This is a genomic window from Salegentibacter sp. Hel_I_6, from assembly GCF_000745315.1.
Taxonomy (GTDB): domain Bacteria; phylum Bacteroidota; class Bacteroidia; order Flavobacteriales; family Flavobacteriaceae; genus Salegentibacter.
In genome coordinates this window covers 3,641,810-3,665,143 of sequence record NZ_JQNQ01000001.1, presented here as the reverse complement: position 1 = coordinate 3,665,143, position 23,334 = coordinate 3,641,810, and the positions used below count along the sequence as shown (strand labels likewise).

16 protein-coding genes are annotated in these 23,334 nt (G+C 36.0%); 6 read left to right on the top strand and 10 right to left on the bottom strand.

Annotation, left to right across the window (positions count from 1 at the left end):
* Positions 1-23: 23 nt before the first annotated feature.
* Complete coding sequence (locus tag FG27_RS16175) at positions 24-671, bottom strand: rhomboid family intramembrane serine protease (protein ID WP_037320931.1); 648 nt, start codon at positions 669-671, stop codon at positions 24-26.
* 52 nt (positions 672-723) lie between these two features.
* Between FG27_RS16175 and FG27_RS16170 the strand changes: the two genes are divergently transcribed.
* Positions 724-1,626, top strand: a complete 903-nt coding sequence (locus tag FG27_RS16170; RefSeq protein ID WP_037320929.1) for a lysophospholipid acyltransferase family protein — start codon at positions 724-726, stop codon at positions 1,624-1,626.
* On the opposite strand, the gene glmM is transcribed toward FG27_RS16170, so the two are convergent.
* Positions 1,623-3,008 (bottom strand): phosphoglucosamine mutase, encoded by a 1,386-nt coding sequence (gene glmM, locus FG27_RS16165; RefSeq protein ID WP_037320927.1) that lies wholly within the window; start codon positions 3,006-3,008, stop codon positions 1,623-1,625. The two genes, FG27_RS16170 and glmM, sit on opposite strands and share 4 nt — an antisense overlap.
* A gap of 130 nt (positions 3,009-3,138) precedes the next feature.
* On the opposite strand from glmM, the gene FG27_RS16160 reads away from it, so the two are divergent.
* A complete protein-coding gene (locus FG27_RS16160) occupies positions 3,139-3,738 on the top strand; it encodes an ACP phosphodiesterase (protein ID WP_037320925.1) in 600 nt (199 codons plus the stop codon).
* A 132-nt stretch (positions 3,739-3,870) separates the two neighbouring features.
* Here FG27_RS16160 and FG27_RS16155 read toward each other — a convergent pair whose 3' ends face one another.
* The 5 genes from FG27_RS16155 to FG27_RS16135 form a co-directional block, all read right to left on the bottom strand.
* Complete coding sequence (locus FG27_RS16155; protein WP_037320923.1) at positions 3,871-4,893, bottom strand: M12 family metallopeptidase; 1,023 nt, start codon at positions 4,891-4,893, stop codon at positions 3,871-3,873.
* 414 nt (positions 4,894-5,307) lie between these two features.
* Complete coding sequence (locus FG27_RS19610) at positions 5,308-6,876, bottom strand: thrombospondin type 3 repeat-containing protein (protein ID WP_037320920.1); 1,569 nt, start codon at positions 6,874-6,876, stop codon at positions 5,308-5,310.
* Between the two features lie 174 nt (positions 6,877-7,050).
* On the bottom strand, positions 7,051-8,064 hold the full coding sequence (locus FG27_RS16145; protein WP_037320918.1) for a hypothetical protein: 1,014 nt from the start codon (positions 8,062-8,064) through the stop codon (positions 7,051-7,053).
* 70 nt (positions 8,065-8,134) lie between these two features.
* The gene (locus tag FG27_RS16140) at positions 8,135-9,496 is read right to left on the bottom strand and encodes a hypothetical protein (RefSeq protein ID WP_037320915.1); all 1,362 of its coding nucleotides are present in this window, start codon (positions 9,494-9,496) and stop codon (positions 8,135-8,137) included.
* Positions 9,497-9,729: 233 nt separating this feature from the next.
* Positions 9,730-10,746 (bottom strand): LuxR C-terminal-related transcriptional regulator, encoded by a 1,017-nt coding sequence (locus FG27_RS16135; RefSeq protein WP_037320913.1) that lies wholly within the window; start codon positions 10,744-10,746, stop codon positions 9,730-9,732.
* A gap of 505 nt (positions 10,747-11,251) precedes the next feature.
* On the opposite strand from FG27_RS16135, the gene uvrA reads away from it, so the two are divergent.
* From uvrA to FG27_RS16115, 4 genes are all read left to right on the top strand, one after another.
* On the top strand, positions 11,252-14,083 hold the full coding sequence (gene uvrA, locus FG27_RS16130) for an excinuclease ABC subunit UvrA (RefSeq protein WP_037320911.1): 2,832 nt from the start codon (positions 11,252-11,254) through the stop codon (positions 14,081-14,083).
* Between the two features lie 17 nt (positions 14,084-14,100).
* The gene (locus FG27_RS16125; RefSeq protein ID WP_037320909.1) at positions 14,101-14,793 is read left to right on the top strand and encodes a TIGR00730 family Rossman fold protein; all 693 of its coding nucleotides are present in this window, start codon (positions 14,101-14,103) and stop codon (positions 14,791-14,793) included.
* Positions 14,794-14,866: 73 nt separating this feature from the next.
* On the top strand, positions 14,867-17,680 hold the full coding sequence (locus FG27_RS16120; RefSeq protein ID WP_051935898.1) for a metalloprotease: 2,814 nt from the start codon (positions 14,867-14,869) through the stop codon (positions 17,678-17,680).
* 205 nt (positions 17,681-17,885) lie between these two features.
* Positions 17,886-20,291, top strand: a complete 2,406-nt coding sequence (locus FG27_RS16115) for a thiamine pyrophosphate-dependent enzyme (protein ID WP_037320907.1) — start codon at positions 17,886-17,888, stop codon at positions 20,289-20,291.
* Between the two features lie 76 nt (positions 20,292-20,367).
* Here FG27_RS16115 and FG27_RS16110 read toward each other — a convergent pair whose 3' ends face one another.
* The 3 genes from FG27_RS16110 to FG27_RS16100 are packed head-to-tail and all read right to left on the bottom strand — an operon-like array spanning position 20,368 to position 23,229.
* Positions 20,368-21,885, bottom strand: a complete 1,518-nt coding sequence (locus FG27_RS16110) for a PH domain-containing protein (RefSeq protein ID WP_037320906.1) — start codon at positions 21,883-21,885, stop codon at positions 20,368-20,370.
* Entirely contained in the window at positions 21,875-22,402 is a 528-nt protein-coding gene (locus FG27_RS16105) for a PH domain-containing protein (RefSeq protein ID WP_051935897.1), read from the bottom strand. The genes FG27_RS16110 and FG27_RS16105 overlap by 11 nt, the downstream gene beginning before the upstream one ends.
* Positions 22,390-23,229, bottom strand: coding sequence for a 1,4-dihydroxy-2-naphthoyl-CoA synthase (locus FG27_RS16100; RefSeq protein WP_037320904.1), 840 nt, complete (start codon positions 23,227-23,229; stop codon positions 22,390-22,392). Before FG27_RS16100 ends, FG27_RS16105 begins: the two co-directional genes overlap by 13 nt.
* Positions 23,230-23,334: the final 105 nt, after the last annotated feature.

The window sequence follows — 23,334 nt, the reverse complement described above, 5'->3', positions numbered from 1 at the left end:
CTATAAACAATAAGAGTACCAATTTAGATTTTTCCCATTTTTTGAAGAACAAATAAAAAAACAATTGGTAGCGCCAGTAAAATCACCATTAGCAAATGTTCTTCAAAAACCCAACTAGCCAGCAGAAGTGTGAGCAAATATCCACCTACTGCTCCTCCAAAATGGGCATCATGCCCAATATTGCCCAGTTGGCGCTTCATTCCGTAAATGGTGTAAAACAGGTAACCTATACCAAATATATATGCCGGTATGGGAATAATAAAAAACAAACCAAGCATCATGTCTGGTCTTAATAAAATTGCAGAATAAAGTACGCCCATTACGGCACCACTAGCTCCTACGGCGGTATAATGCATATCTTTTTTATGAAAATAATAAGATAGAAGATTTCCCAGAACCAAACTGGCGAGGTACACCAAAACAAAACCTATGGTTCCCAGAAAGTAAATTACAGAATTTGCAAAAAAATAAAGCGTAAGCATATTCACCAAAAGGTGTGTGGTATTAACGTGCAAAAATCCTGAAGTAAGAATTTGATATTTGGCACCGCGATTTATATCGGCAATATTGAATTTATATTTTTGAAAAAAAGAATCGTCTTTAAATCCTTTGAATGAAACCAATACGTTTACGCCAATAATTATAAGGGTAACCAGGTCTAATTCTCCCATATCTACTTTAGTTTAGTGCCAAATATACCATATATTTGCTGAAATTTATTTTATGCAGTCTGTAGTTTTTTGGTTGATTTATCCGTTGCTTTGGCTCATTTCTATCCTCCCATTTCCTCTTTTTTACATGGTTTCAGAGGTGGTTTATTTTATAGTTTACCACTTGATTGGTTACCGGAAAAAAACGGTGACCAATAATCTTAAACTAGTGTTTCCTGAAAAATCTTCAGCAGAAATCATTAAAATTAGAAAGAAATTCTACTCGCATATGTGCGATATGTTTCTTGAAATGATAAAAAGTATTTCTATTTCTGAAGAAGAACTGAAAAAGCGATTTGTATATAAAAACATTGAAGAAATAAGACGAATTGAAAAATTAGATAAAAGCATCATGCTTATGTGTGGTCATTATGCCAGTTTTGAATGGCTTTTTGCACTTCAGCTCCACGATTTAAAACATGGCGCTTTCGGAATTTATAAGAAAATTAGAAATCCCGGATTTGACAAATTAATAAATGACATTAGAAAAAGATTTGGTGCAGAGCTAATCCAGAATTCTAAAGCTAATTTGCGAATTACTCGAAATGAAAATGCAGGACTGCGAGGTGCCTACGCAATGATAGCCGATCAATCTCCTAAAACTGCGAATTATAAATTCTGGACCGATTTTATGGGAAAGAAAGTTCCTTTTTATACAGGATCAGAAAGAATGGCTAAGGAATTTGATATGGTAGTCCTTTACCTGTACGTAGAAAAAGTAAAAAGAGGCCATTATAAGGCCTCTTTAATTAATATTGCTGATAATCCCGCTGAAACTGAAGGCAATGAAATTACCCTAACTTACATTAAGCTTTTAGAAAAACAAATTCGTGAAAAACCAGAGCTTTATCTCTGGACACACAAACGCTGGAAGCACATGGGAAAAGAAATTCCTAAAAATGCTGTAGTACGTTAACCTACAATCTTTTTAATTTCCGCTATCATCTCCTGGGCAAGTTGATCTGCTTTTTCCTGACTTTTTGCTTCGGTGTAAATTCTAATAATAGGTTCCGTATTCGACTTTCTTAAATGCACCCAATTTTCCGGAAAATCTATTTTCACTCCGTCAACGGTTGAGATTTCTTCATTTTGATATTTCTCTTCCATTGTTTTTAAAATCTCATCAACATTAATTTCTGGCGTCAACTGGATTTTATTCTTACTCATATAATAAGCCGTGTATTCTTTTCGCAATTGAGAAACACTTATATTTTTTTCGGCTAAATGTGTTAAAAACAATCCCACTCCCACTAAACTGTCGCGTCCATAATGAGATTCAGGATAGATAATTCCGCCGTTTCCTTCACCTCCAATTACCGCATTAGAATCTTTCATAAGTTGCACTACATTCACCTCACCTACCGCACTCGCATTATATTCGCCACCGTGTTTTTTGGTCACATCACTAAGTGCCCGGGAAGAAGATAAATTACTAACTGTATTTCCTGAGGTTTTAGAAAGCACGTAATCGGCGCAAGCTACAAGTGTATATTCCTCTCCAAACATTTCACCGTTTTCATCAATAAAAGCCAAACGGTCTACATCTGGATCTACCACAATACCAAAATCGGCATTTTCTTTCTTCACCAATTCGCAAATATCTTTAAGGTGCTCTTTAAGCGGTTCTGGATTATGTGGAAAGTGACCATTGGGTTCACAATACAATTCTATTACCTCAACTCCTAATTTTTTTAATAATGCAGGAATTACAATTCCGCCGGTAGAATTTACAGCATCTACTACAACTTTAAAACCGGCTTTTTTAATTTTCTCGGCGTCCACGAGTTTAAGTTTCAAAACTTCTTCTATATGAAGATCCATATAATTATCTTTCCTGGTAATAATACCAAGATCATCAACTTCAGAGAAATCAAAATTGTCCTTCTCTGCATACTCTAAAATTTTAGCACCCTCTGCCGCATCTAAAAATTCGCCTTTACTATTTAATAATTTGAGAGCATTCCATTGCTTTGGATTATGGCTTGCAGTAAGGATAATTCCACCATCGGCATTTTCTAAAGGCACGGCAATTTCTACAGTTGGTGTAGTAGAAAGATCTATATCTATAACATTTATCCCTAATCCGGTTAAGGTATTCATAGTTAAGTCCTGAACCATTTTGCCTGAAATTCTTGCATCACGGCCTACCACTACTGTTAATTTCTTATCTTCTAAATTATTTTTTAACCAGGTACCATAAGCGGCGGCAAATTTAACCGTATCTATTGGAGTTAAGTTGTCTCCGGTTCGCCCACCAATAGTTCCGCGAATTCCTGAAATTGATTTAATTAGACTCATAAGTTTATTTTATATTGAATAAATCGTTCTTGAAAATTAAATTTTAACAAATATACATGGTGTATATAGCTAGCGCTAAAACTTAACAAAAATTAAACAGGAAACTAGCGGATTTACGTAACTTTCACAGATGAATTTCCTTGCACATATATATCTTTCTGGCGATAGTGATGAATTAAAAATCGGCAATTTTATCGCTGATTCTGTTAAGGGAAAGCAATACCTGAATTTTCCAGACGAAATTCAAAAAGGAATAGTGCTGCATCGCGCAATAGATACTTTTACCGATACTCATCCCATAGTTAGTAAAAGTGTACAAAGATTATTTGAGCGATACGGGCATTATAGCCGGGTTATAGTAGATATTCTATATGACCATTTTCTGGCAGCCAACTGGAAGGATTACAGTGAAATCCCTTTGAAAAATTATACTGAAGAATTCTATAGTTTACTCCAGGAAAATTTTAAAGTACTCCCAAAACCAGTTCAAAATTTTCTTCCTTATATGATTGCCGATAATTGGCTCTATAATTATCGAAAAATTGACGGTATAGAGAAAATTCTTTTTCAAATGAACCGAAGAATTAAATTTCGTGCTAAAATGCATTTAGCTGTAGAGGAATTACGTGAGTTTTATGAGGAATTTGAAAATGAATTTAGGATGTTTTTTGAGGAACTACGGGTTTATGTTAAAGTTGAGCTTAATTTAAAGAAAAAACAAGAGGAATAATCTCCTTTCCTTTTCAGTTAATGTTATGTGAAAGTTCTCCACAAGGTGTAGATAAATTTTTCCCAATTTTTCCCCATAAATAAACCCAGACCAAATTGCCTGGGTTTTTCAAACTTGTACAAAAATGGGGGATTAAATCCAGTACCAACGGTCATTCTTTAATTCGACCCTTTTAAATCCGTATTTCGTCCAGAAGTACCAAAGATCGTTAGCTCTAAGCACTGTAACCCCACTGATCGTGTAATATTCACCATTAGTATAAGTGGGAGTACCACCGCCGTCAGGATACATACTTTTAATTCCCTGGATGTCTCCGGAAGAAAGCTCATTTCTTTGAATTTGATAAGTACTGCCATTAGCCCTGGTGATGGTAGGCTTTCCATTCTTGGAGAAGGAATAAGCACCATACATCATTATTGATCCAAAGTCTAAACTACTGGTATACTCATCGCCGTCAAACCCACTTGCTTCATAGGTATGGAAATTATGTTCAGTACCACTTTGAACATTTTCGAAGTTAACATCGATATAATTATTACGGTCTACCCTGCTCTGTTCGTGCCAGAGGCCAACCGCGTGTCCGATCTCGTGGATCGTATTACCGGTTGTACAGGCTCCTGCCAGCGTAATGTTCTGGCGTCCTCCTATCATACCAACGTAAGAAGAGCATCCAGATCCAGAAGTGAAATAAATATAATTGGATTGACCGGATCTTTGCACAAATTTAAGGGAGGTATTGGATTCCCAGTGCTCTATCGCATCATGTACGCGACCTTTGTTAGATAATTTACTATCTATAGCATAATAAACAGTATTATCGGGCCACATACCTTTTGTTCTCCCGGTACTCTTTTGAGGAGTTTCATCCTTATCTAAAATAAGGTCCTGGGGCGATTTGCTGGTTTGATTTACCGGGATCAGGATATCCCCCTGGTAGACATAATTACCGTCTTGTGATTCTACAGGCATTTTTTGGCCTGCATAATATATCTCTGAGACGGCACCTGATTGATCGGGATAGGCAACTTCTGTTTGTTGTTCTAAAATTTCCTCAGGTTTTAATTGCGTTTCTGATTCTACATCTTCTGAAATTGGATCTTTACTACAAGCCAGAATCGCCAGAACAGGTAGTAACAAAAATTTACTTTTTCTCATAAGTAGGGGTTTCTTTTTTAAAAATATTTAGTTAAAATTTCAATCTGGATTTACAAAGGTCATTCCAAAAAAAGCTAAAATAAAGTAGCTAAAATTTTAATAGTCAGATTCCTACAAAAATTAAAAAGATTAAATTAAATAAGCCCTTTATGAAACATTTTTGACTAACTATGAGTAACCCTTTTATTTTAAAAAGCTCCTTTTTTTATCTTATTCCGTGAAGTTTGATTCAGAAATATTTATGTAGATTTGAAAGTCATATAGGCAGTAGTAAACAATCCAATTAAAAAAAGCTGTGCGATAGTTTCGCACAGCCTCCTTTTATATCTCTACCAAGGTTGGAGAGAAATAAAAACTACTCAGCTTCTTAGTCACCCCCCGGTTATAATTAGCTGAGTTTCTTTTGTTTTATCCCTATTGTGGTTCTCCAGAAACATCACAGATATTTGCCCTTACATTTATTGAAAGCGGTAAATCAGCTTCTGTAATTCCAGCAATAGTTACAGATCCTCCTTCATCAGGAACAGCTGTACCACAAGTTGCACTTTGTAATACAACAACTTCAATATCTGAAATTTCATAAGGAATTATTGGCGTAACACCAACAAATAGTCCTCCCTCAACCAATTGAACTGTCCAATCTCCGTACAATACATTTGTTACGAGGGGACCTGCATTATTTAGGTTGATATTTGTAACTTCTGTAGATTCACAATCACCGGTTGCAGATGGTAAACAAGGATCTATAATAGTTTCTCCACAGTCTGGATCTGGATTTCTTACACATCCTTCAGGTTCATCAACATTTAAGATACCATCACCATCAATATCTGGATCACAAACATCACCTACTCCATCTTCATCTAAGTCAGCCTGGTTAGCATTAGGTATAGTTGGGCAATTATCTACTCCATTTAGAATACCATCACCATCACAATCGTCATTAGGATTATTAGGATCACATTCTTCACCGTTACCATTTCCAGGATCACCTTCTACACAGTTAAAAAATAAATGGAAGTAATCGATAGTTCCATCTTCCTGAACGCTTTCCATAATATCTGCCCAGGAAAGATCAAGTATGATCTCTTTATCGGCCGGATCTGGATAATTGCCCTCCCAATCAGCTAATGTTGCTGTGATTCTAATATAATCTGTAGTGGTAGCTTCTCCGAACATTGGAGCTGGTACAGCAAAACAAAATGGATCTGCATAATAATCATCGGTATCAGCATCAAAACCATAATTATCTTCGGGAAGATTCATCGTTTCATATAAAACCATATCTTCACTTCCTCCAGTATAAACAACCTCAAGATTATAATTAGCCGTGAAATGTCTTCCATTTTCATCACAGTAGTTTGCAAAAATACAAACCTTATGAAGTACTTCTGGGACTAAATCAAAGAATTGATATCCATATAAATTTACATCGCGATCATCAAAGCATAACACCTCTATATCAACATATTTTTTTGAACCTGCTCGAATTGTAAAATCAAAAGGCAGGCTATTTGTTACCAGGCCACCATAATCACTTGCGGTGGTAGGTGTTGCCCAAATCAAGCTTGAACCTTCATCATCCGGATCCCCATCAAATACTAAAAATGAGGTTAAAGAAACTGTTGCTATATTAGATTCACTGTTTGCCACCGGTATTTTCAAACTTTCATCATAGTCGGTATAATAATTTCCGTCATCCTCTAAAATAGGAACATTTATTTCAATAGTTCCTTCCAGGACTGTACCCATATTATGGGTTAGTTCAACGTGAGCATAAGCTGGTGCGTCTGATGAGCACTCAGGAAGGCTTTGTTTAGTTACCGCTCTATTCACAAAATCGTTAAGGCTCGCACCTAAACTGAGTTCAGCGAAATTTTCAGCAATGGTATCATCTACAATAGTATTCTCCTCTTCGCTACACGAGGTAAAAAGAAGTGAGAACACAGCAATAAATGCCATATATCTTTTTAATGCTTTCATAATTAGAATTTTTGGTTTTAATTTTTTAAAATGCTTATCGAAAAACTACCAGGATTTTTTACAGATCCTGGTAGCTTGAAACCTCATCTTTCCAGTGTGCCTGAAGATTCAAAAATATTAAAGCCACACTTGGAACTTTTTTAAGGTAAAGGCATTATTTTCCTATCCTTTCATTTAGACCTCATCATCATTATCGTCATCATCATCGTTGTCGTCATCGTCGTCCCCACAATTGAAGAAAATATGCTCGTAGTCTATAGTATCATCATCACCGAAATAGGCTTCAACATCATTCCAGCTTAAGTAGACAACCTCAGAATACTCACCTTCTGGATCACCGTAGTTATCATCCCAGTCAGTTAAAGTAACAGTAACACGTAGATAGATATCTGATTCAGCCTCATCGTACATAGGAGCAGGAATAGCTAAACATAGTGGATCTGCATACCAGTCCCCTGAGTTATCCTCTTCCGTGTTTCCGGTTGAGGGAGACATACCTGTATACAAGCTAATAACTTCATCATCCAATAGATAATCAATATCTAATTGGTAATTTGCGGTGTAGTGTCTTCCTTCATCTGTACAATAATTCGCAAATACACAGAATTCATAAAGCGCCGTTGGAATTAGGTCAAAGAATTGATATCCATATTGGTTCACCTCTCTGTCTTCAAAGCAAAGCACTTCAACTGCAACGTATTTTTTTGAACCCGCACGTAGATCGAATACAATCGGTAGTGGATCACTAACAAAGTTTTCAAAATCACTACCTTCTTTTGGTGCTACCCAAATCGGCATGGTATCATCTCCAGGCTCTTCTGCATAAACCATGAAATCTGTCAGGCTAACCTCCGTCGTGGTTTCTCCATCCGGAATAGGGATTTCAAGTTCATCATCATAATCGGTGAATAAACCAGACTCATCACTGAGAATAGGAACCACTACATCAACACTACCCATTTCGTGAGTTAACATAATATGGGCATATGCAGGAGTTTCATCTGAGCAGGCTGGAATATCACCCAAGGCCTGCCGGTTCAAGAAGTCATTTAAAAGTGGGGCGATTTCTATTACCGCCATATTTTGATCAAGTACTTCTTTTCCAACTGGTTCATCCTGGGAACACGAGGTAAAAAGAAAAAGAACAAGAGTTAATGATGCTATTGAATATTTAATTAATGTCTTCATAATTTATATTTTTTGATACTGGATAGTTAAAAAAAGGTGCCCCATTTAAGTGGGACACCTTTCCGTTTATTTAATAACTGTCATACTCTCCACAGGAAATTACCGGTAATCCCTCGGCATCTTCGTGTAAATTAATAGTTCGGTTTTCCAGATTACCCAGAGTGGCTATCTGAGCTGCTGTTAGTGTCCAGGTCCTTGAATAAAAAAGTGAACCACTTCCATCAGATACAGGGTAACCACCACCTTCTAGATCAAGTGGCCAAACAACTCCTCCGGCATCGTCACAACTTGCATTTTCATGGATATGTTGTGGTGTGGTAGCGTTAGGTTCCATAAAAGGCACCCAGGTTTGAGCGGTGAATTCATTTCCAATTAAACTTAGGTAAGAGAATCCAAAGGCATCGGAATCACCAATCTCCTTTAAACAAGCCTTATACCTTTCTACGGTATCATTAGGATCGGTAAATGGTGGTGGGTTATCGTCCCCACATCCATAGCTGAAGTGGTAATAATCCATCGCTCCAGTTTCCTCGTTGTAGAACAATTTAATTTCATCATCGGTAATCGAACCTTCAAGAATAACTTCTCCTGCATTGTCAGCTTCGTATTCATCGGTGCTCGCAATACTGATTTCAAAATAGTAAGTATCTGTACCTTCAGTATCAGGAAGGAAGAAACATAATGGATCAGAGTAGTAATCTCCGGTTCCTTCATCCATGCTTACATCATTGGTTACATCGGTATAAATTGGATCTCCTTCTGGAGCATCACCTTCCCATACGGTCACGCTGTAGCCAGCAACATAGTGTCTACCATCTTCTGAAGGACAGAAGTTTCCAAATAAACAGAATTTAATTAGTGGAACTGGTATAAGGTCAAAGAATTGATAGCCATATAGGTTTACGTCTCTATCATCAAAGCATAAAACTTCCACATCTACATATTTCTTTGAACCTGCTCGAAGTTCGAAATTAAGTGGTAATGCATCATTAACAAAGTTTTCATAATCACTTCCTTCTTTTGGAGCTACCCAAATAGGCATTGTAGTTTCACCTGGTTCTTCTGCATATACCCAGAAATCAGTTAGGCTAACGGAGGTAGTTGTTTCCCCAGCCGGAATTGGAATCTCCAGTTCATCATCATAATCTGTAAAGAATGTAGTTCCATCAAAATTAATAGGAATTACTACATCTACTGCTCCTAAATCGTGGGTTAACACTATTCTGGCGTAAGCCGGAGCATCTTCCGAACATTCAGGAATTGCCTGTTTCAATAATCCCTGCCTATCGAGATCGCTTAAAACTGCTCCAAGGGAAATACTTGCTACATCGCCATCTTCACCTGCTCTAGGTGTTGATTCTTCCTGAGTACAGGAAGTAAATAGCATCGCTACAATTGCGATACATGCATAGTAAATTTTTAGGTTTTTCATAACGCTAAAGTTTTTGGTTAATAAATATTTAGAATGGTTAAAACATATATATAATATGACTCGATTAAGAGCATCTTGATATATCAATATTACTGTGGGGGGCTAAAAATTATAGGTTTACTTGTAAGTAGTGAAGTGGGGTGACTACTAATTTAATAGGATAAATGTAATTCTTTTCTCACCTACGAGGCTATAGGGGTTTTCTCTCCTATTTCACCTAAAAAGGTCAATAACTAAACTTTTTGGTAATCTATAAGGTCATGACTAATAGCATAAATAATACTTTCCAGGATCGTATCAGAATTGGTTCTCTTTATAATATTTGAACGATGCTTTTCTATCGTTTTAGGAGAAATGAATAAAGCTTCAGATATATCTTTAGTTTTATATCCTTTAATAAGTAGCTCTATAATTTCCTTCTCTCTATTGGTGAATTTAAACTCGGTTAATTTGCTATTCTCTTCAAAACATTGCTCAACATCTTTAGAAGCCGAACCAATTTCATTATTAAGAACTTCATTTTCTTCAACAAAATCTATGAACATAACGAACTGATGCCCAAAGTTTTTATTCAATTTTGAAAAATTGATACGAGCATTTCTTACCTTTTCATTCCTCAATAGTAGTGTAGTTTTCGTAGATGCCTTTATGTGTTTTCCGCGTGCAAAATTTCTTAAACTATCTTTTACTTTTTGAACATTCTCACATTTTACAAAATCTGTGAGTTTTAAACCCTTAGTTTCTGATGTTCTGAAGCTTTGCTTAAAAGCATCATTCATGGCTATAATTTCATTTTGGTCCAGCAGCAATACAGGTTTTGAAATAAGATTAAACATTCCCATAAAGGCATCTTTCCAAAAATTTGAAAGTGAACGGTTAGTATAAACCATTTTAATAATTTTACCACAAAGCGCTTCTATAGTAGGAGAATAAACAAACTCATCTACTACTTTTCTAAACCTACTCTCTGCCTCTGCCCTAAAACGCTCTTCAGCATACACAACAAGCCACGCCTTTGTAAGAAAATGATTTGATTTGAAATTAGCAATATTCTTAAAATTCCTGCCTGATCTAAAAGATGAATAATCTAATAGAATTACATCTGGCAATAAGTTTAGTGCAATGTTAAAACCGGTATGCAAAGAATTAGCATGAGCTAACTCAAATTGCATACTAACCCCTTCCTGAACACAATCTACCATACTTTGCTTGTTCGTAATAAGCAACAACTGTTTTTTGTTTGTTATCATAGTGCAACAATTTAATGGCTATTACGCCAGTTAATAAAAACTAGGGCTAAATCACATCAAGAAATTGAAAGTTGAAAATCTCTAGATTATACATCCAGAATTTCTAAAATCAATTCAGTAATTTAAAAAAACAAAAGGGGCAAAATTGATAGGGGCCTTATAGTTCACCTATAAAGTAGAATTAATTTTATTCTTCGGGGGGAGAGAAATTAGTCGAGTAGATTTGGTATTTCAAATATAGGGGATTAACCTTAATTTTTGCAAAAAACAAAGTAATATTATACTGACATACAGCGAACTAAACCCCGGTTAAAAGTTAGCGCAATAACGTCAAATTTAGTTTTTAATCAAGTTTGTAAGAAAAGACTTAATAATCTTAGAAAGAATATTTTGATCCTGATTTTATTTTATTAAAAAAACTTTACAGCTTAATTAACATTAGCAGAATCTTCCTTTCTTTTTAGTTAGCAACACTTTAAGTACCTTTACCCCCTTGATAAAAAATATGGCTAAAACCGAAGATAATATAGAAGTATTAGGGGCTCGCGTCCATAATCTTAAAAATATTGATGTTAAAATCCCTAGAGAAAAACTAGTGGTGATTACAGGACTTTCAGGTTCGGGAAAATCCTCTCTTGCTTTCGATACTATTTATGCTGAGGGACAACGAAGATATATAGAAACATTTTCAGCTTACGCCCGGCAATTTCTTGGTGGCCTGGAGCGGCCAGATGTAGATAAAATTGAAGGTCTATCGCCAGTTATTGCTATTGAGCAAAAAACTACCAGTAAAAATCCTCGTAGTACGGTTGGGACTATTACCGAGATTTATGACTTTCTTCGTTTACTTTTTGCGCGTGCTGGAGATGCTTACAGTTATAAAACCGGCGAGAAAATGGTAAGCTATACCGATAGCCAGATTAAAGACCTTATTTTAAAAGATTTCCAGGGTCAAAAGGTTAGTGTACTCGCACCGGTAATTAAATCCAGAAAAGGCCATTATAGAGAGTTATTTGAGCAAATTGCTAAGCAGGGTTTTATAAAAGCAAGGGTAGATGGGGAAGTTCGGGACCTGGTGAAAGGAATGAAACTGGACCGGTACAAAACCCATGATATTGAAATTGTAATTGACCGCTTAAAAATTGACGATAAGACCGATGCCCAAAAACGTTTAGATGAAAGTATCAAAACGGCTATGTATCATGGGAGCGATACTCTTATGATCCTGGATCAGGAAACCGAAAAAGTACGTTACTTCAGTAGAAATTTAATGTGTCCTACTACCGGTATTTCCTACCCCAACCCTGAGCCAAATACCTTTTCATTTAACTCCCCTAAAGGAGCTTGCCCTAGCTGTAATGGAATAGGAACTTTATACCAGGTAAACCTGGATAAAATTATTCCAGATCATTCCAAGTCGATTAAAAATGGAGCTTTGGCTCCTCACGGACCTCAAAAGAAAAACTGGGTATTTTCTCAACTAGAATTAATTGCAGAAAGATGGGATTTTAAACTAACAGATCCTGTTTCTAAAATTCCCGAAGCTGCAATGAAGTTTATTCTTCACGGCGGGAAAGAAACATTTACTAAAGAGTCTAAAAGCCTGGGAGTAAACCGTGAGTTTAAGATCAATTTTGAAGGTGTAGCCACTTTTATTGAAACCACTTTTAATAATAACGACTCTACTTCACTAAGGCGCTGGGCAAAAGAATATATGGACAAAGTAGATTGTCCCGATTGCCAGAGTAGCAGACTTAGAAAGGAATCGCTTTATTTTAGAATTAATGATAAAAATATAGCCGAACTTTCTTCCATGGACATTGAGGATTTGGCGAAATGGTTCAAAGGATTAGAAAAGAAACTCAGCGAGAAACAAAACCAAATTGCCGCTGAGGTTATCAAAGAAATTAGAACAAGAATAGGTTTCCTAGTAGATGTTGGCCTTACCTATCTTTCGCTCAATCGTGGTTCAAAATCCCTTTCGGGTGGCGAAGCGCAACGAATTCGGCTGGCTACACAAATTGGTTCGCAATTGGTGGGTGTACTTTATATTTTAGATGAGCCCAGTATTGGTTTACATCAGCGGGATAATGAGAAACTTATCAATTCTTTAATCTCTTTACGCGATATCGGCAATTCTGTTATTGTGGTTGAACATGATAAAGATATGATAGAACGTGCCGATTATGTTATAGATATTGGCCCAAGAGCTGGTAAATACGGTGGAGAAATAATTAGTGAGGGTACTCCTTCAGAATTAAGAAAACACGATACTCTTACCGCTTCCTATTTAAACGGAAAGAAAGAAATTGAAATTCCCAAGGAAAGACGAAAAGGAAACGGAAAAAATATTGAGCTAAAAGGAGCTACCGGAAATAATCTTAAAAACGTTTCTATTAAAATTCCTTTAGGGAAAATGATCGCGGTTACCGGGGTTTCAGGAAGTGGAAAATCTACTTTAATAAACGAGACCCTCTACCCTATTATGAATGCTCATTATTTTAATGGGGTAAAAGAACCAAAATCTTATAAAACCATTAAAGGCCTAGATAATGCCGATAAGGTTATTGATATTAACCAAACACCAATTGGTAGAACTCCAAGATCTAACCCGGCTACCTATACCGGGGTATTTTCAGAAATTAGGAGTCTTTTTGCGAAAACACCTGAGTCGCTTATTCGTGGGTATAAACCAGGAAGATTCAGTTTTAACGTAAAAGGTGGACGATGTGAAACCTGTAGAGGTGGCGGATTAAGAGTTATTGAAATGAATTTCCTACCAGATGTTTACGTAGAATGCGAAACCTGCCAGGGAAAACGTTTTAATCGTGAAACTTTAGAAATTCGATATAAAGGAAAATCGATCGCTGATGTTTTGGAAATGACTATTAATGAAGCAACAAGTTTTTTTGAACCCATTCCCAAAATATATCGAAAACTAAAAACTATTAAAGATGTTGGTTTGGGATATATTACCTTGGGCCAGCAAAGTACCACCCTTTCTGGTGGGGAGGCGCAGCGAATAAAACTGGCTACCGAGCTTTCTAAAAGAGATACCGGCAATACTTTTTATATATTAGACGAACCAACCACAGGCCTACATTTTGAAGACATTCGTGTGTTGATGGATGTTTTAAATGAATTAACCAATAAAGGAAACACCGTCCTTATTATAGAACATAATATGGACGTTATAAAAATGGCCGATTATATATTTGATATTGGTCCTGAAGGTGGAAAAAATGGTGGAAAAGTAATCGCCAAAGGCACACCCGAAGAAGTGGCAAAATCGAAAAAAAGCTATACAGCTGAATTCCTTAAAAAAGAATTACATTAAAAATACTAACTAATAATATGAAGAATAACAACCTTAAGAATAAAGCCTGGAATGAGATAAAAACAAACGATTCCTGGGCTATTTTTAAAATTATGGGCGAATTTGTAAATGGCTACGAAAAGCTAAGTCAAATTGGTCCTTGTGTCTCTATATTTGGTTCAGCCCGAACCAAACCCGATCAAAAATATTATAAACTCGCAGAAAAAATAGCGAAAAAAATTGTCGAAAACGGCTATGGAGTTATTACCGGCGGTGGTCCCGGAATTATGGAAGCCGGAAATAAAGGCGCACACCTTGGCGGCGGTACTTCTGTAGGTTTAAATATTGATCTTCCTTTTGAACAACACGACAACCCATATATTGATAATGATAAAAGCCTGGATTTTGATTATTTCTTCGTTAGAAAAGTAATGTTTGTTAAATATTCACAGGGCTTCGTAGTTATGCCTGGTGGTTTTGGAACTTTAGATGAACTTTTTGAAGCAATTACGCTTATTCAGACTCATAAAATAGATAAATTTCCTATTATTCTAGTGGGAAGAGATTTTTGGGGTGGTTTGGTAGATTGGATTCAAAAAGCTCTTTTAGATGACTTTCAGAATATAAGTGCGCCAGATATGGATTTGGTTCAGGTAGTAGATACCGAAGACGAAGTTATCGATATATTAAACGAATTCTATGGAGAATATAACCTTAGTCCTAACTTTTAAACAAATCTTAAGCAGGGATAAAAACTTTGATTATATTTAGATCGAATTCTGTATTACGCTAAAAATATTCCCCTTGAGATTTTATTTTATTTTATTACTTTTTTTCGTGGGAATTGGATGGAGTTTTGCGCAAAACTCTATCTCATTAAACGCTCAATTAAACGATATTACCCACACTTTTTCTATTGAGCAGGAATTAGTTTATACTAACACAAGTAGTGATACACTAAACTATATTTTTCTCAATGATTGGGCGAATGCTTTTAGCGCAAAGAACACTCCACTGGCAAAACGATTTGCCGAAGAATTTGCACGCCGTTTTAGATTTGCAAAAGATGAAGAGCGGGGTGGTACTTATATAAGTGAAATCACTAATGCTGAAGATGAGAGATTTATATGGGAGCGGCCTGAAGAAGCTCAGGATTTAATTAAAGTTAAACTCTACAAACCCTTATTACCAGATAAAAGTGTCACGTTGAACTTAGATTACCAGGTGAAAATTCCTATAGATAAATTTACACGATACGGGGTAGATTCAGAAAACAATTACAAGCTTAGATACTGGTACATTACCCCGGGGGTGTATAAAAACGGAAATTGGGAAGTTTTTAGCCATAAAAACCTGGGAGATCAATACAACGCCCTTCACGATATAGAGATACAACTCACCACTCCCCCACAGTATTATGTAGGCTCTCCACTTAATTTTAAAAGTGTAAGTACAAATAATGGTTTTAAAACTGTAAAGCTTACAGGAAAAGACCAATTAGATACCAAACTTTACCTTGCTAAATCCTTTATTTTTGAATCTATACAGACCGAAAATCACGAAATACTTACCAATGTAGATGATGATGATCTCCAGCCGGAAATTAAAAGAATTCTTCTAAATCGTATTTTAAAGTATTACAACGAAAGAGTTGGTGAATATCCTCATCGCAATATTTTTATAACGCGTGATGATTATTTAATTAATCCTATCTATGGTTTAAATCAATTACCTGGATTTATTCGGCCTTTTCCCGACGGATTTCAGTACGACATCAAACAGTTTAAAACCATTACTAATTATTTGCTGAAAAACTCAATACATATTAATCCCAGAAAGGAACAATGGGTACACGATGCTATTTTGGTTTCTTTAATGATTGATTATGTGAATGAGCATTACCCAAATATGAAATTACTGGGTAATCTAAGCAATATTATTGGTGTACGCTGGTTTCACGCTGCCGATTTAGAGTTTAACGATCAATATCAATTCCTTTACATGAATATGGCTAGGATGAATTTAGATCAGCCGTTAAGTTCAGCTCAGGATTCACTGGTTAAATTCAATAAAAATATAGCCAATTCATATAAAGCAGGTGTAGGACTTAAATATGTTGAAGATTACCTGGGGAATGGTACGGTTAAAGACGCCGTTAAAGAATTTTACAGTAATCATAATATGCGTCCAACTTCAGCAGAAGATTTTGAACAAATTCTACAAAAGCATGCTACCAAAGATATTTCCTGGTTTTTTAATGATTATGTAGATTCCAATAAAAAGATAGATTTCACTATTCAGAATCTCCGTAAAACTAAAGATTCATTAAGTGTAACTATTAAGAATAAAAGAAGAACTGACTTTCCGGTTTCTTTATATGGTCTAAAAGATGGTGAAATTGTCTTCAAAAAATGGGTAGAAAATATTGACAAGACAAAAACTATTGAAATTGCGAGACAGGGAGTAGATAGACTTGCTTTAAATTATGAGCAAAAGATCCCAGAATTCAACCAGCGTGATAATTACAAAGCCGTTACTAAACTCTTCAATAAACCGCTACAATTTAGACTACTTCAGGATATTGAAGATCCTCGATACTCGCAGTTATTTTTTATGCCTGAATTCAATTATAACTTATACGATGGGATTTCTATTGGTCCAAAATTGTATAATAAAACAGTGCTGTCAAAAACTTTCAATTTTAATATTTCTCCAAAATATGGATTTAACAGTGAAACCATAGTTGGTTCGGCTTCATTTAGCAATGTACATCAATTTGAAAACAAAGAGCTTTACTCCATTTCTTACGGATTGGGAGGTACACGCTATTCTTATGGCTACAACCTTTTCTATGAGAAATACACCCCGTTTTTGAATTTTTCTTTCAGAAATAAATATTTAAGAGACAATGAGCGGCAAAATCTTCTAATAAGAAATATAAATGTTAGACGAGATATTGATCCTGCCGAAGCTGTAGAAGAACCCAATTACAATGTATTTAACATTAATTATCGCTACAGTAAACCACATTTGGTAGATTATTATTCGGCTTCGTTCGACTTTCAATTAGCAGAGAAATTCAGTAAGATTTCTATGAGCCTGGAATATCGAAAATTATTTAGAAATAACAGGCAGATCAATCTTAGGTTCTTCACCGGAACGTTTTTATACAGCGATAATATGGAGTCAGATTATTTCAGTTTCGCCTTAGACCGTCCTACAGATTATCTTTTTGATTATAATTACTACGGAAGAAGCCAGGGATCTGGTCTATTCAGTCAGCAAATCATTGTTGCTGAAGGTGGTTTCAAATCTCAACTTCAACCCGAATACGCAAACCAATGGATAACTACTTTAAACGGAAGTACAAATCTCTATAAATGGTTCTTTATTTATGGCGATGTAGGTTTGGTAAAGAATCAGCACGAAAATGCTCAATTTTTATATGATTCTGGGGTTAGGCTGAGTTTAGTAGATGATTATTTTGAGTTATTCTTCCCTGTATATTCAAATTTGGGTTGGGAAGTAGCCCAGGAGAACTATGATGAAAAAATTCGATTTATCGTTTCCCTGGATCTCAATACTTTAATAAGACTTTTCACACGCCGTTGGTATTAACAAACATTTAATTCCAATAACTAATTCTTAGCAATCTTCATTTGAATTACATTAAACTCAGCATTTTTTATAATTTTTATGATTTCATTCCAGTAAATACAATAAAAATACTTTAAAATACACTTTTCTTAAAATATTTTGATTTTAATGAATTGTGTACAATCTAAGTTTTCGTTACATTTGTTATTATTCATAAACAACGTTCATGCAAAGCGAAACAGAAATTAAAGATTCAATTTCATTTGAAGATTTTAAGGTACAGGTATTGGCAGATTACAAGATTGCTGTTACCAGCCGGGAATGCAGCCTTTTAGGAAGACGAGAAGTTCTTACAGGAAAAGCTAAATTCGGAATTTTTGGAGATGGGAAAGAAGTACCACAGCTCGCCATGGCTAAAGCTTTTAAGAATGGCGATTTTAGGTCTGGTTACTATCGTGATCAAACCTTTATGATGGCCATCAATCAATTTAGCATAGAACAGTTTTTTGCCGGTTTATACGCCGATACCAATTTGGAAAATGAACCTATGTCTGGTGGAAGACAAATGGGAGGACATTTTACCACCCACAGTCTCAACGAAGATGGAACCTGGAGAAACCTTACAGAACAAAAAAATTCCAGTTCCGATATATCCCCTACCGCCGGCCAAATGCCAAGACTTTTAGGTCTTGCACAGGCCTCGAAAATATATAGGAATGTAGAAGGTATAGCCTCAGAGAATTTTTCTGAAAATGGGAATGAAATTGCCTGGGGAACTATTGGTAATGCCAGTACCAGTGAAGGTCATTTTTGGGAAACCTTAAACGCCGCCGGTGTACTGCAAGTACCTATGGTATTGAGTGTTTGGGATGACGAATACGGAATTTCGGTACATGCAAGACATCAAACTACAAAAGAAAGTATCTCTGAAATTGTAAAAGGTTTCCAAAGGGATGAAAATAATAAAGGATACGAAATTATTGTGGTTAATGGTTGGGACTATGTAGCCCTTACCGAAGCCTACGAAAAAGCTGAGAAAATTGCCAGGGAAGAACATTGCCCGGTCCTTATTCACGTGGTAGAACTTACACAACCGCAAGGTCACTCTACTTCTGGCTCGCACGAACGATATAAGAATGAGCAACGTTTATCCTGGGAACGAGAGTTTGATTGCAACGTTAAGTTAAGGGAATGGATTCTGGAGAACAATATTAGTACAGATGAAGAGCTACAGGATATTGAAAAAGAAATTAAACGTGAGGTAAGAGAAGGCAAAAAAGCTGCCTGGAATAATTACCTGGAGCCTACAAAAACAAAGCAAAAAGAATTACTTGCCGTACTTTCTAAATTAGCCAAAAATACTGACGAAAAGGAAGAAGTAATAAAATTGGCTAAAGACTTAAACGGAAATAAAGAACCGCTTAAAAAAGATCTTGCGGTTACTGCGAGAAAGACTTTAAGACTAATTAGGAAAGAAAATTCTGAAGAAAAATCTAAGCTTCTCGATTGGCTAAAAGATTTTGATAAATCTGCTGCTGCTGATTATAACAGTCATTTATTTATAGAATCTAATGCTACACTTCAAACTGAAGTTTTACCTGAATACGACGATGACTCGACTGAAGTTGATGGGCGAATTATTCTTCGGGATAACTTCGATCAAATCTTTGGCAACAAGCCAGAAACTTTAATCTTTGGTGAGGATGCCGGAGAAATTGGAGATGTTAATCAGGGATTGGAAGGGCTCCAGGCTAAATACGGAAAGCTTCGCGTAGCCGATGTAGGTATTCGTGAAGCCACCATTTTAGGCCAGGGAATTGGAATGGCGATGAGAGGCTTGAGACCTATTGCCGAAATTCAATACCTGGATTATGTAATGTATGCATTACAGGGAATGAGCGATGATCTCGCTACTTTACAATACCGAACTAAAGGAAAACAAAAAGCACCGCTAATTATAAGAACCCGTGGCCACCGTTTAGAAGGTATTTGGCATAGTGGTTCGCAAATGGGTGGCATCTTAAACCTGGTGCGTGGTATGCACGTACTCGTACCAAGAAATATGACCAAAGCAGCTGGTTTTTACAACACCTTGCTGGAGCAGGATACTCCCGCCCTACTGGTTGAATGTTTAAACGGTTACCGTCTTAAAGAGAAGAAACCTACAAACCTGGCTGAACTTAGAACTCCTATCGGTAAAGTGGAAACATTTAGAGAGGGTAATGATATTACTTTAGTTTCTTACGGTTCTACTTTAAGAATTGTAGCTCAAACTGCAGAGGAGCTAAGCGAATTTGGAATTAATGCCGAAGTGATTGATGCGCAATCTTTACTTCCTTTCGATTTAGATCACGATATTGTAAAGAGTGTAGAAAAAACAAACCGACTTCTCATCATAGACGAAGATGTTCCGGGAGGAGCTTCAGCCTATATTTTGGATAAAGTATTAAACGAACAAAATGCGTGGAGATACCTAGACAGTAAGCCGCAAACGCTTACCGCTAAAGAACACCGTCCTGCTTATGGCACCGATGGTGATTATTTCAGTAAGCCATCAGCAGAAGATATTTTTGAAAAAGTTTACGCCATCTTCAATGAAGTAAACCCTGAAGAATATCCTGCGATAAGATAAATTTTGTTAATTTTTAATTGAAATAATCCCCGATCTTACTTTAGATTGGGGATTATTTTTAAACAACACAATTCTTCTACATCCAATTCTTAGAAGTAACTTCCGCTTTATATAGCACATAATTTATATACTGCAAAATATCATTATTTACTGCGTAAAATCTAAGGTCTCCCCCGGCAGTATGAAAAACTAAATTAACCAGGTTTTTTCTTCGGTACCAAATAGGTTGCTTTACACTTATAGATTGAATCTTAAACAACTCTAGGGTTTCTTCGGTCTTATTCCAGAAGCCTTTTTTCTTCTGTAGAAATTCTTCGGTAATTATTAATTTCCGGGCTTTAAAGGAAAGTATTTGTAAAGTTAACGCGGTAATAAAGTATAAGCTTAGCAGTAGTACAATTAACCAAACCTGAAAGTTTATAATTTCGGTGAAATTCCAAAAACTAAGAAAGATTAAAATTGGTATCAGTGCAAAAGACAGCTTTCTAAATAACAACAATTTATCAGGCCTAAAGGTGGTTCTAAATCGAGATTTTGAATCTTCGCTATAGAGAAAAGATTTTATCTTTTTTACGATCTCTTTTCCTAATCCTGGAATTTTTATTTTATTCTTCTGAAGCTCATTTTCACTGCTTGCCAGAGAAATTTGCGCTTCATAAAGATTAATTCGTTGTTGAATAGGATTCGTCTTAATTCGCATTAATTGAAGCCTTCTGGGTTGCAGTGAAACCTTGGTATTGGTCTTTAAACCCATTTCTACTTCCAGCTTATCATTATTCTGCTTGATTTTTAGTCCGTAATATTTTATAAATACTTCAATAATGGTAATACTTATACTCAAAAGCAGCAGCAACCCAAAAATTATAGCGAGGTAGCCAAAAGATTGTAAAACTCCTGAAAACTGACTAAAATAGTTTTCAAAATCATCAATTCTATCTTTAAAATATGTATTAATTCTGTTATAAACCGTCATTATAAAAGCAAAGACTAGAGAAAGTCCGCGAAGATAGTTGGTGCTAATCCCAATTTTTAGCAGGGTAAGAATACCAACTTTATGAGTCCAGACTTCTTTACTTTCTTCTACTAAATCATCTTGCTCTGGGTGTTCTTTTTCTATTTTTTCTGACTTAACTCTCAAGAGAATTTCTGAAAGTCTATTGGCATCTTCTTCTGAAATTGCTTTTATCTCTACTTCTTTTTCATTGCTTCCAGCAGTGTCTACTACCAGGCTGTAAACATTGATCACTCGCTGAAGGATAGAGCGCTTAAAATAAACCTGCTGAATTTTATCAAAAGGAATAGCCGTATTTTCTGTAGAAAAAATTCCTTTTTCCAACACGAATTCTTCTCGGTCATAATCGATATAAAAAATGAACTTTCGGTAATATAAATAACTATAGATTAAAGTTAACCCTGTTACTACAAATAAGCCTATTGCTGTATAAATCAAAGTAGTCTTACTTGGCCCGCTGAAAAGCAGATAAGCGCCAAGTGCCCAAAACATTCTAAATAATTTATAGAGGCTGGAAAAGAAAATAAGAAGAACACCAGCTATAGATTGGCGTTGGGCGGCATTATATGTATTAGGCTTCATCTTTAGAAATCTTAACCGCAATGGCTTCTTTTAACTGAAGCGCCTGTCCTGGCTCTAAACCGGGAATAGCGATATCGCTGCCGCTGCCGCCTGCGGTAAAAACATTAAGACTGGAAATTCCTAAAATTTTATCCCAAACTCCTCGTGATATTGAGGCGTGTTGCACTCTATTAAATGGAATAACTGTGGTTTTAGAAAAAATAAAGCCCCTTTTATAAATGATGTCTTTCTCCCGAAGCGCATATCCAAGACTTTTTAATAATTTAAAGTTATTCCAAAATCTAAATATAAAAGCAATTAAGAGGCCTGAGAAAATAAGTCCTGATTGCAAATGATTAAGCTGAAAGAACCAAAACCCACCAAGAAAAATAAGCAAGACGAGCATAAAAACACCCGTCTGAATATTCATTTTTATAAGGTATTGAGGCGAAACTGAAGAAAAATCTACCGATTCCAATTTTGGTAAAGTAGATATATCAATCTGTTCGTTTTGGAAATGCTCAGCTATGGGATCCATTTTTTATCAAAATTAGGTTTTCTTTTTTCCAGAAATGCATCCCTACCTTCTTTAGCTTCATCGGTCATATAAGCGAGTCGGGTTACTTCCCCCGCAAAAACCTGCTGGCCTACCATCCCGTCATCAGTCATATTCATGGCGAATTTCAGCATTTTGATAGAAGTTGGTGATTTTGCCATAATTTCCTGTGCCCATTCATAAGCAGTATCTTCAAGCTCATCGTGCGGAATTACCGCATTTACCATTCCCATTTCATAAGCTTCTTGCGCTGAATAATTTCTTCCGAGGAAAAAGATTTCACGCGCTTTCTTCTGCCCTACCATTTTTGCTAAATACGCTGAACCATAACCGGCATCAAAACTCGTTACATCGGCATCGGTTTGTTTAAAAATAGCGTGTTCCTTACTGGCAAGCGTGAGATCGCAAACTACGTGCAAACTATGCCCACCTCCTACAGCCCAGCCGGGAACCACACAAATAACGGCCTTCGGCATAAATCGTATTAATCTTTGAACTTCTAAAATATTTAATCTATGGTAACCATCTTCTCCCACGTAACCCTGGTGACCACGTGCTTTTTGATCGCCACCGCTACAAAACGCCCATTTACCGTCTTTTGATGAGGGCCCTTCAGCAGAGAGTAAAACACAACCAATTTCGGTATCTTCATGGGCATTATGAAATGCATCTAAAAGTTCTGAAGTAGTTTTAGGTCTAAAGGCATTCCTAACATCGGGACGATTAAAAGCTATTCTTGCCACACCTCCCGATTTTTTATAAGTTATATCTTCGTATTCTTTTACAGTTTTCCAGTTAATTTCACTCATAAGTAGTTATTTTATCCAAAAATAAGCTTTTCAATTTATCTTAATATCTTTGTGCTTCAAATAGATTTGCATTGTTTTTGCTATATTAAAGACAAAAGCCCAAAA

Coding starts and splice junctions, on each gene's coding strand:
- FG27_RS16175 (WP_037320931.1), bottom strand. CDS start 671: ATGGGAGAATTAGACCTGGTTACCCTTATAATTATTGGCGTAAACGTA.
- FG27_RS16170 (WP_037320929.1), top strand. CDS start 724: ATGCAGTCTGTAGTTTTTTGGTTGATTTATCCGTTGCTTTGGCTCATT.
- glmM (WP_037320927.1), bottom strand. CDS start 3,008: ATGAGTCTAATTAAATCAATTTCAGGAATTCGCGGAACTATTGGTGGG.
- FG27_RS16160 (WP_037320925.1), top strand. CDS start 3,139: ATGAATTTCCTTGCACATATATATCTTTCTGGCGATAGTGATGAATTA.
- FG27_RS16155 (WP_037320923.1), bottom strand. CDS start 4,893: ATGAGAAAAAGTAAATTTTTGTTACTACCTGTTCTGGCGATTCTGGCT.
- FG27_RS19610 (WP_037320920.1), bottom strand. CDS start 6,876: ATGAAAGCATTAAAAAGATATATGGCATTTATTGCTGTGTTCTCACTT.
- FG27_RS16145 (WP_037320918.1), bottom strand. CDS start 8,064: ATGAAGACATTAATTAAATATTCAATAGCATCATTAACTCTTGTTCTT.
- FG27_RS16140 (WP_037320915.1), bottom strand. CDS start 9,496: ATGAAAAACCTAAAAATTTACTATGCATGTATCGCAATTGTAGCGATG.
- FG27_RS16135 (WP_037320913.1), bottom strand. CDS start 10,746: ATGATAACAAACAAAAAACAGTTGTTGCTTATTACGAACAAGCAAAGT.
- uvrA (WP_037320911.1), top strand. CDS start 11,252: ATGGCTAAAACCGAAGATAATATAGAAGTATTAGGGGCTCGCGTCCAT.
- FG27_RS16125 (WP_037320909.1), top strand. CDS start 14,101: ATGAAGAATAACAACCTTAAGAATAAAGCCTGGAATGAGATAAAAACA.
- FG27_RS16115 (WP_037320907.1), top strand. CDS start 17,886: ATGCAAAGCGAAACAGAAATTAAAGATTCAATTTCATTTGAAGATTTT.
- FG27_RS16110 (WP_037320906.1), bottom strand. CDS start 21,885: ATGAAGCCTAATACATATAATGCCGCCCAACGCCAATCTATAGCTGGT.
- FG27_RS16105 (WP_051935897.1), bottom strand. CDS start 22,402: ATGGATCCCATAGCTGAGCATTTCCAAAACGAACAGATTGATATATCT.
- FG27_RS16100 (WP_037320904.1), bottom strand. CDS start 23,229: ATGAGTGAAATTAACTGGAAAACTGTAAAAGAATACGAAGATATAACT.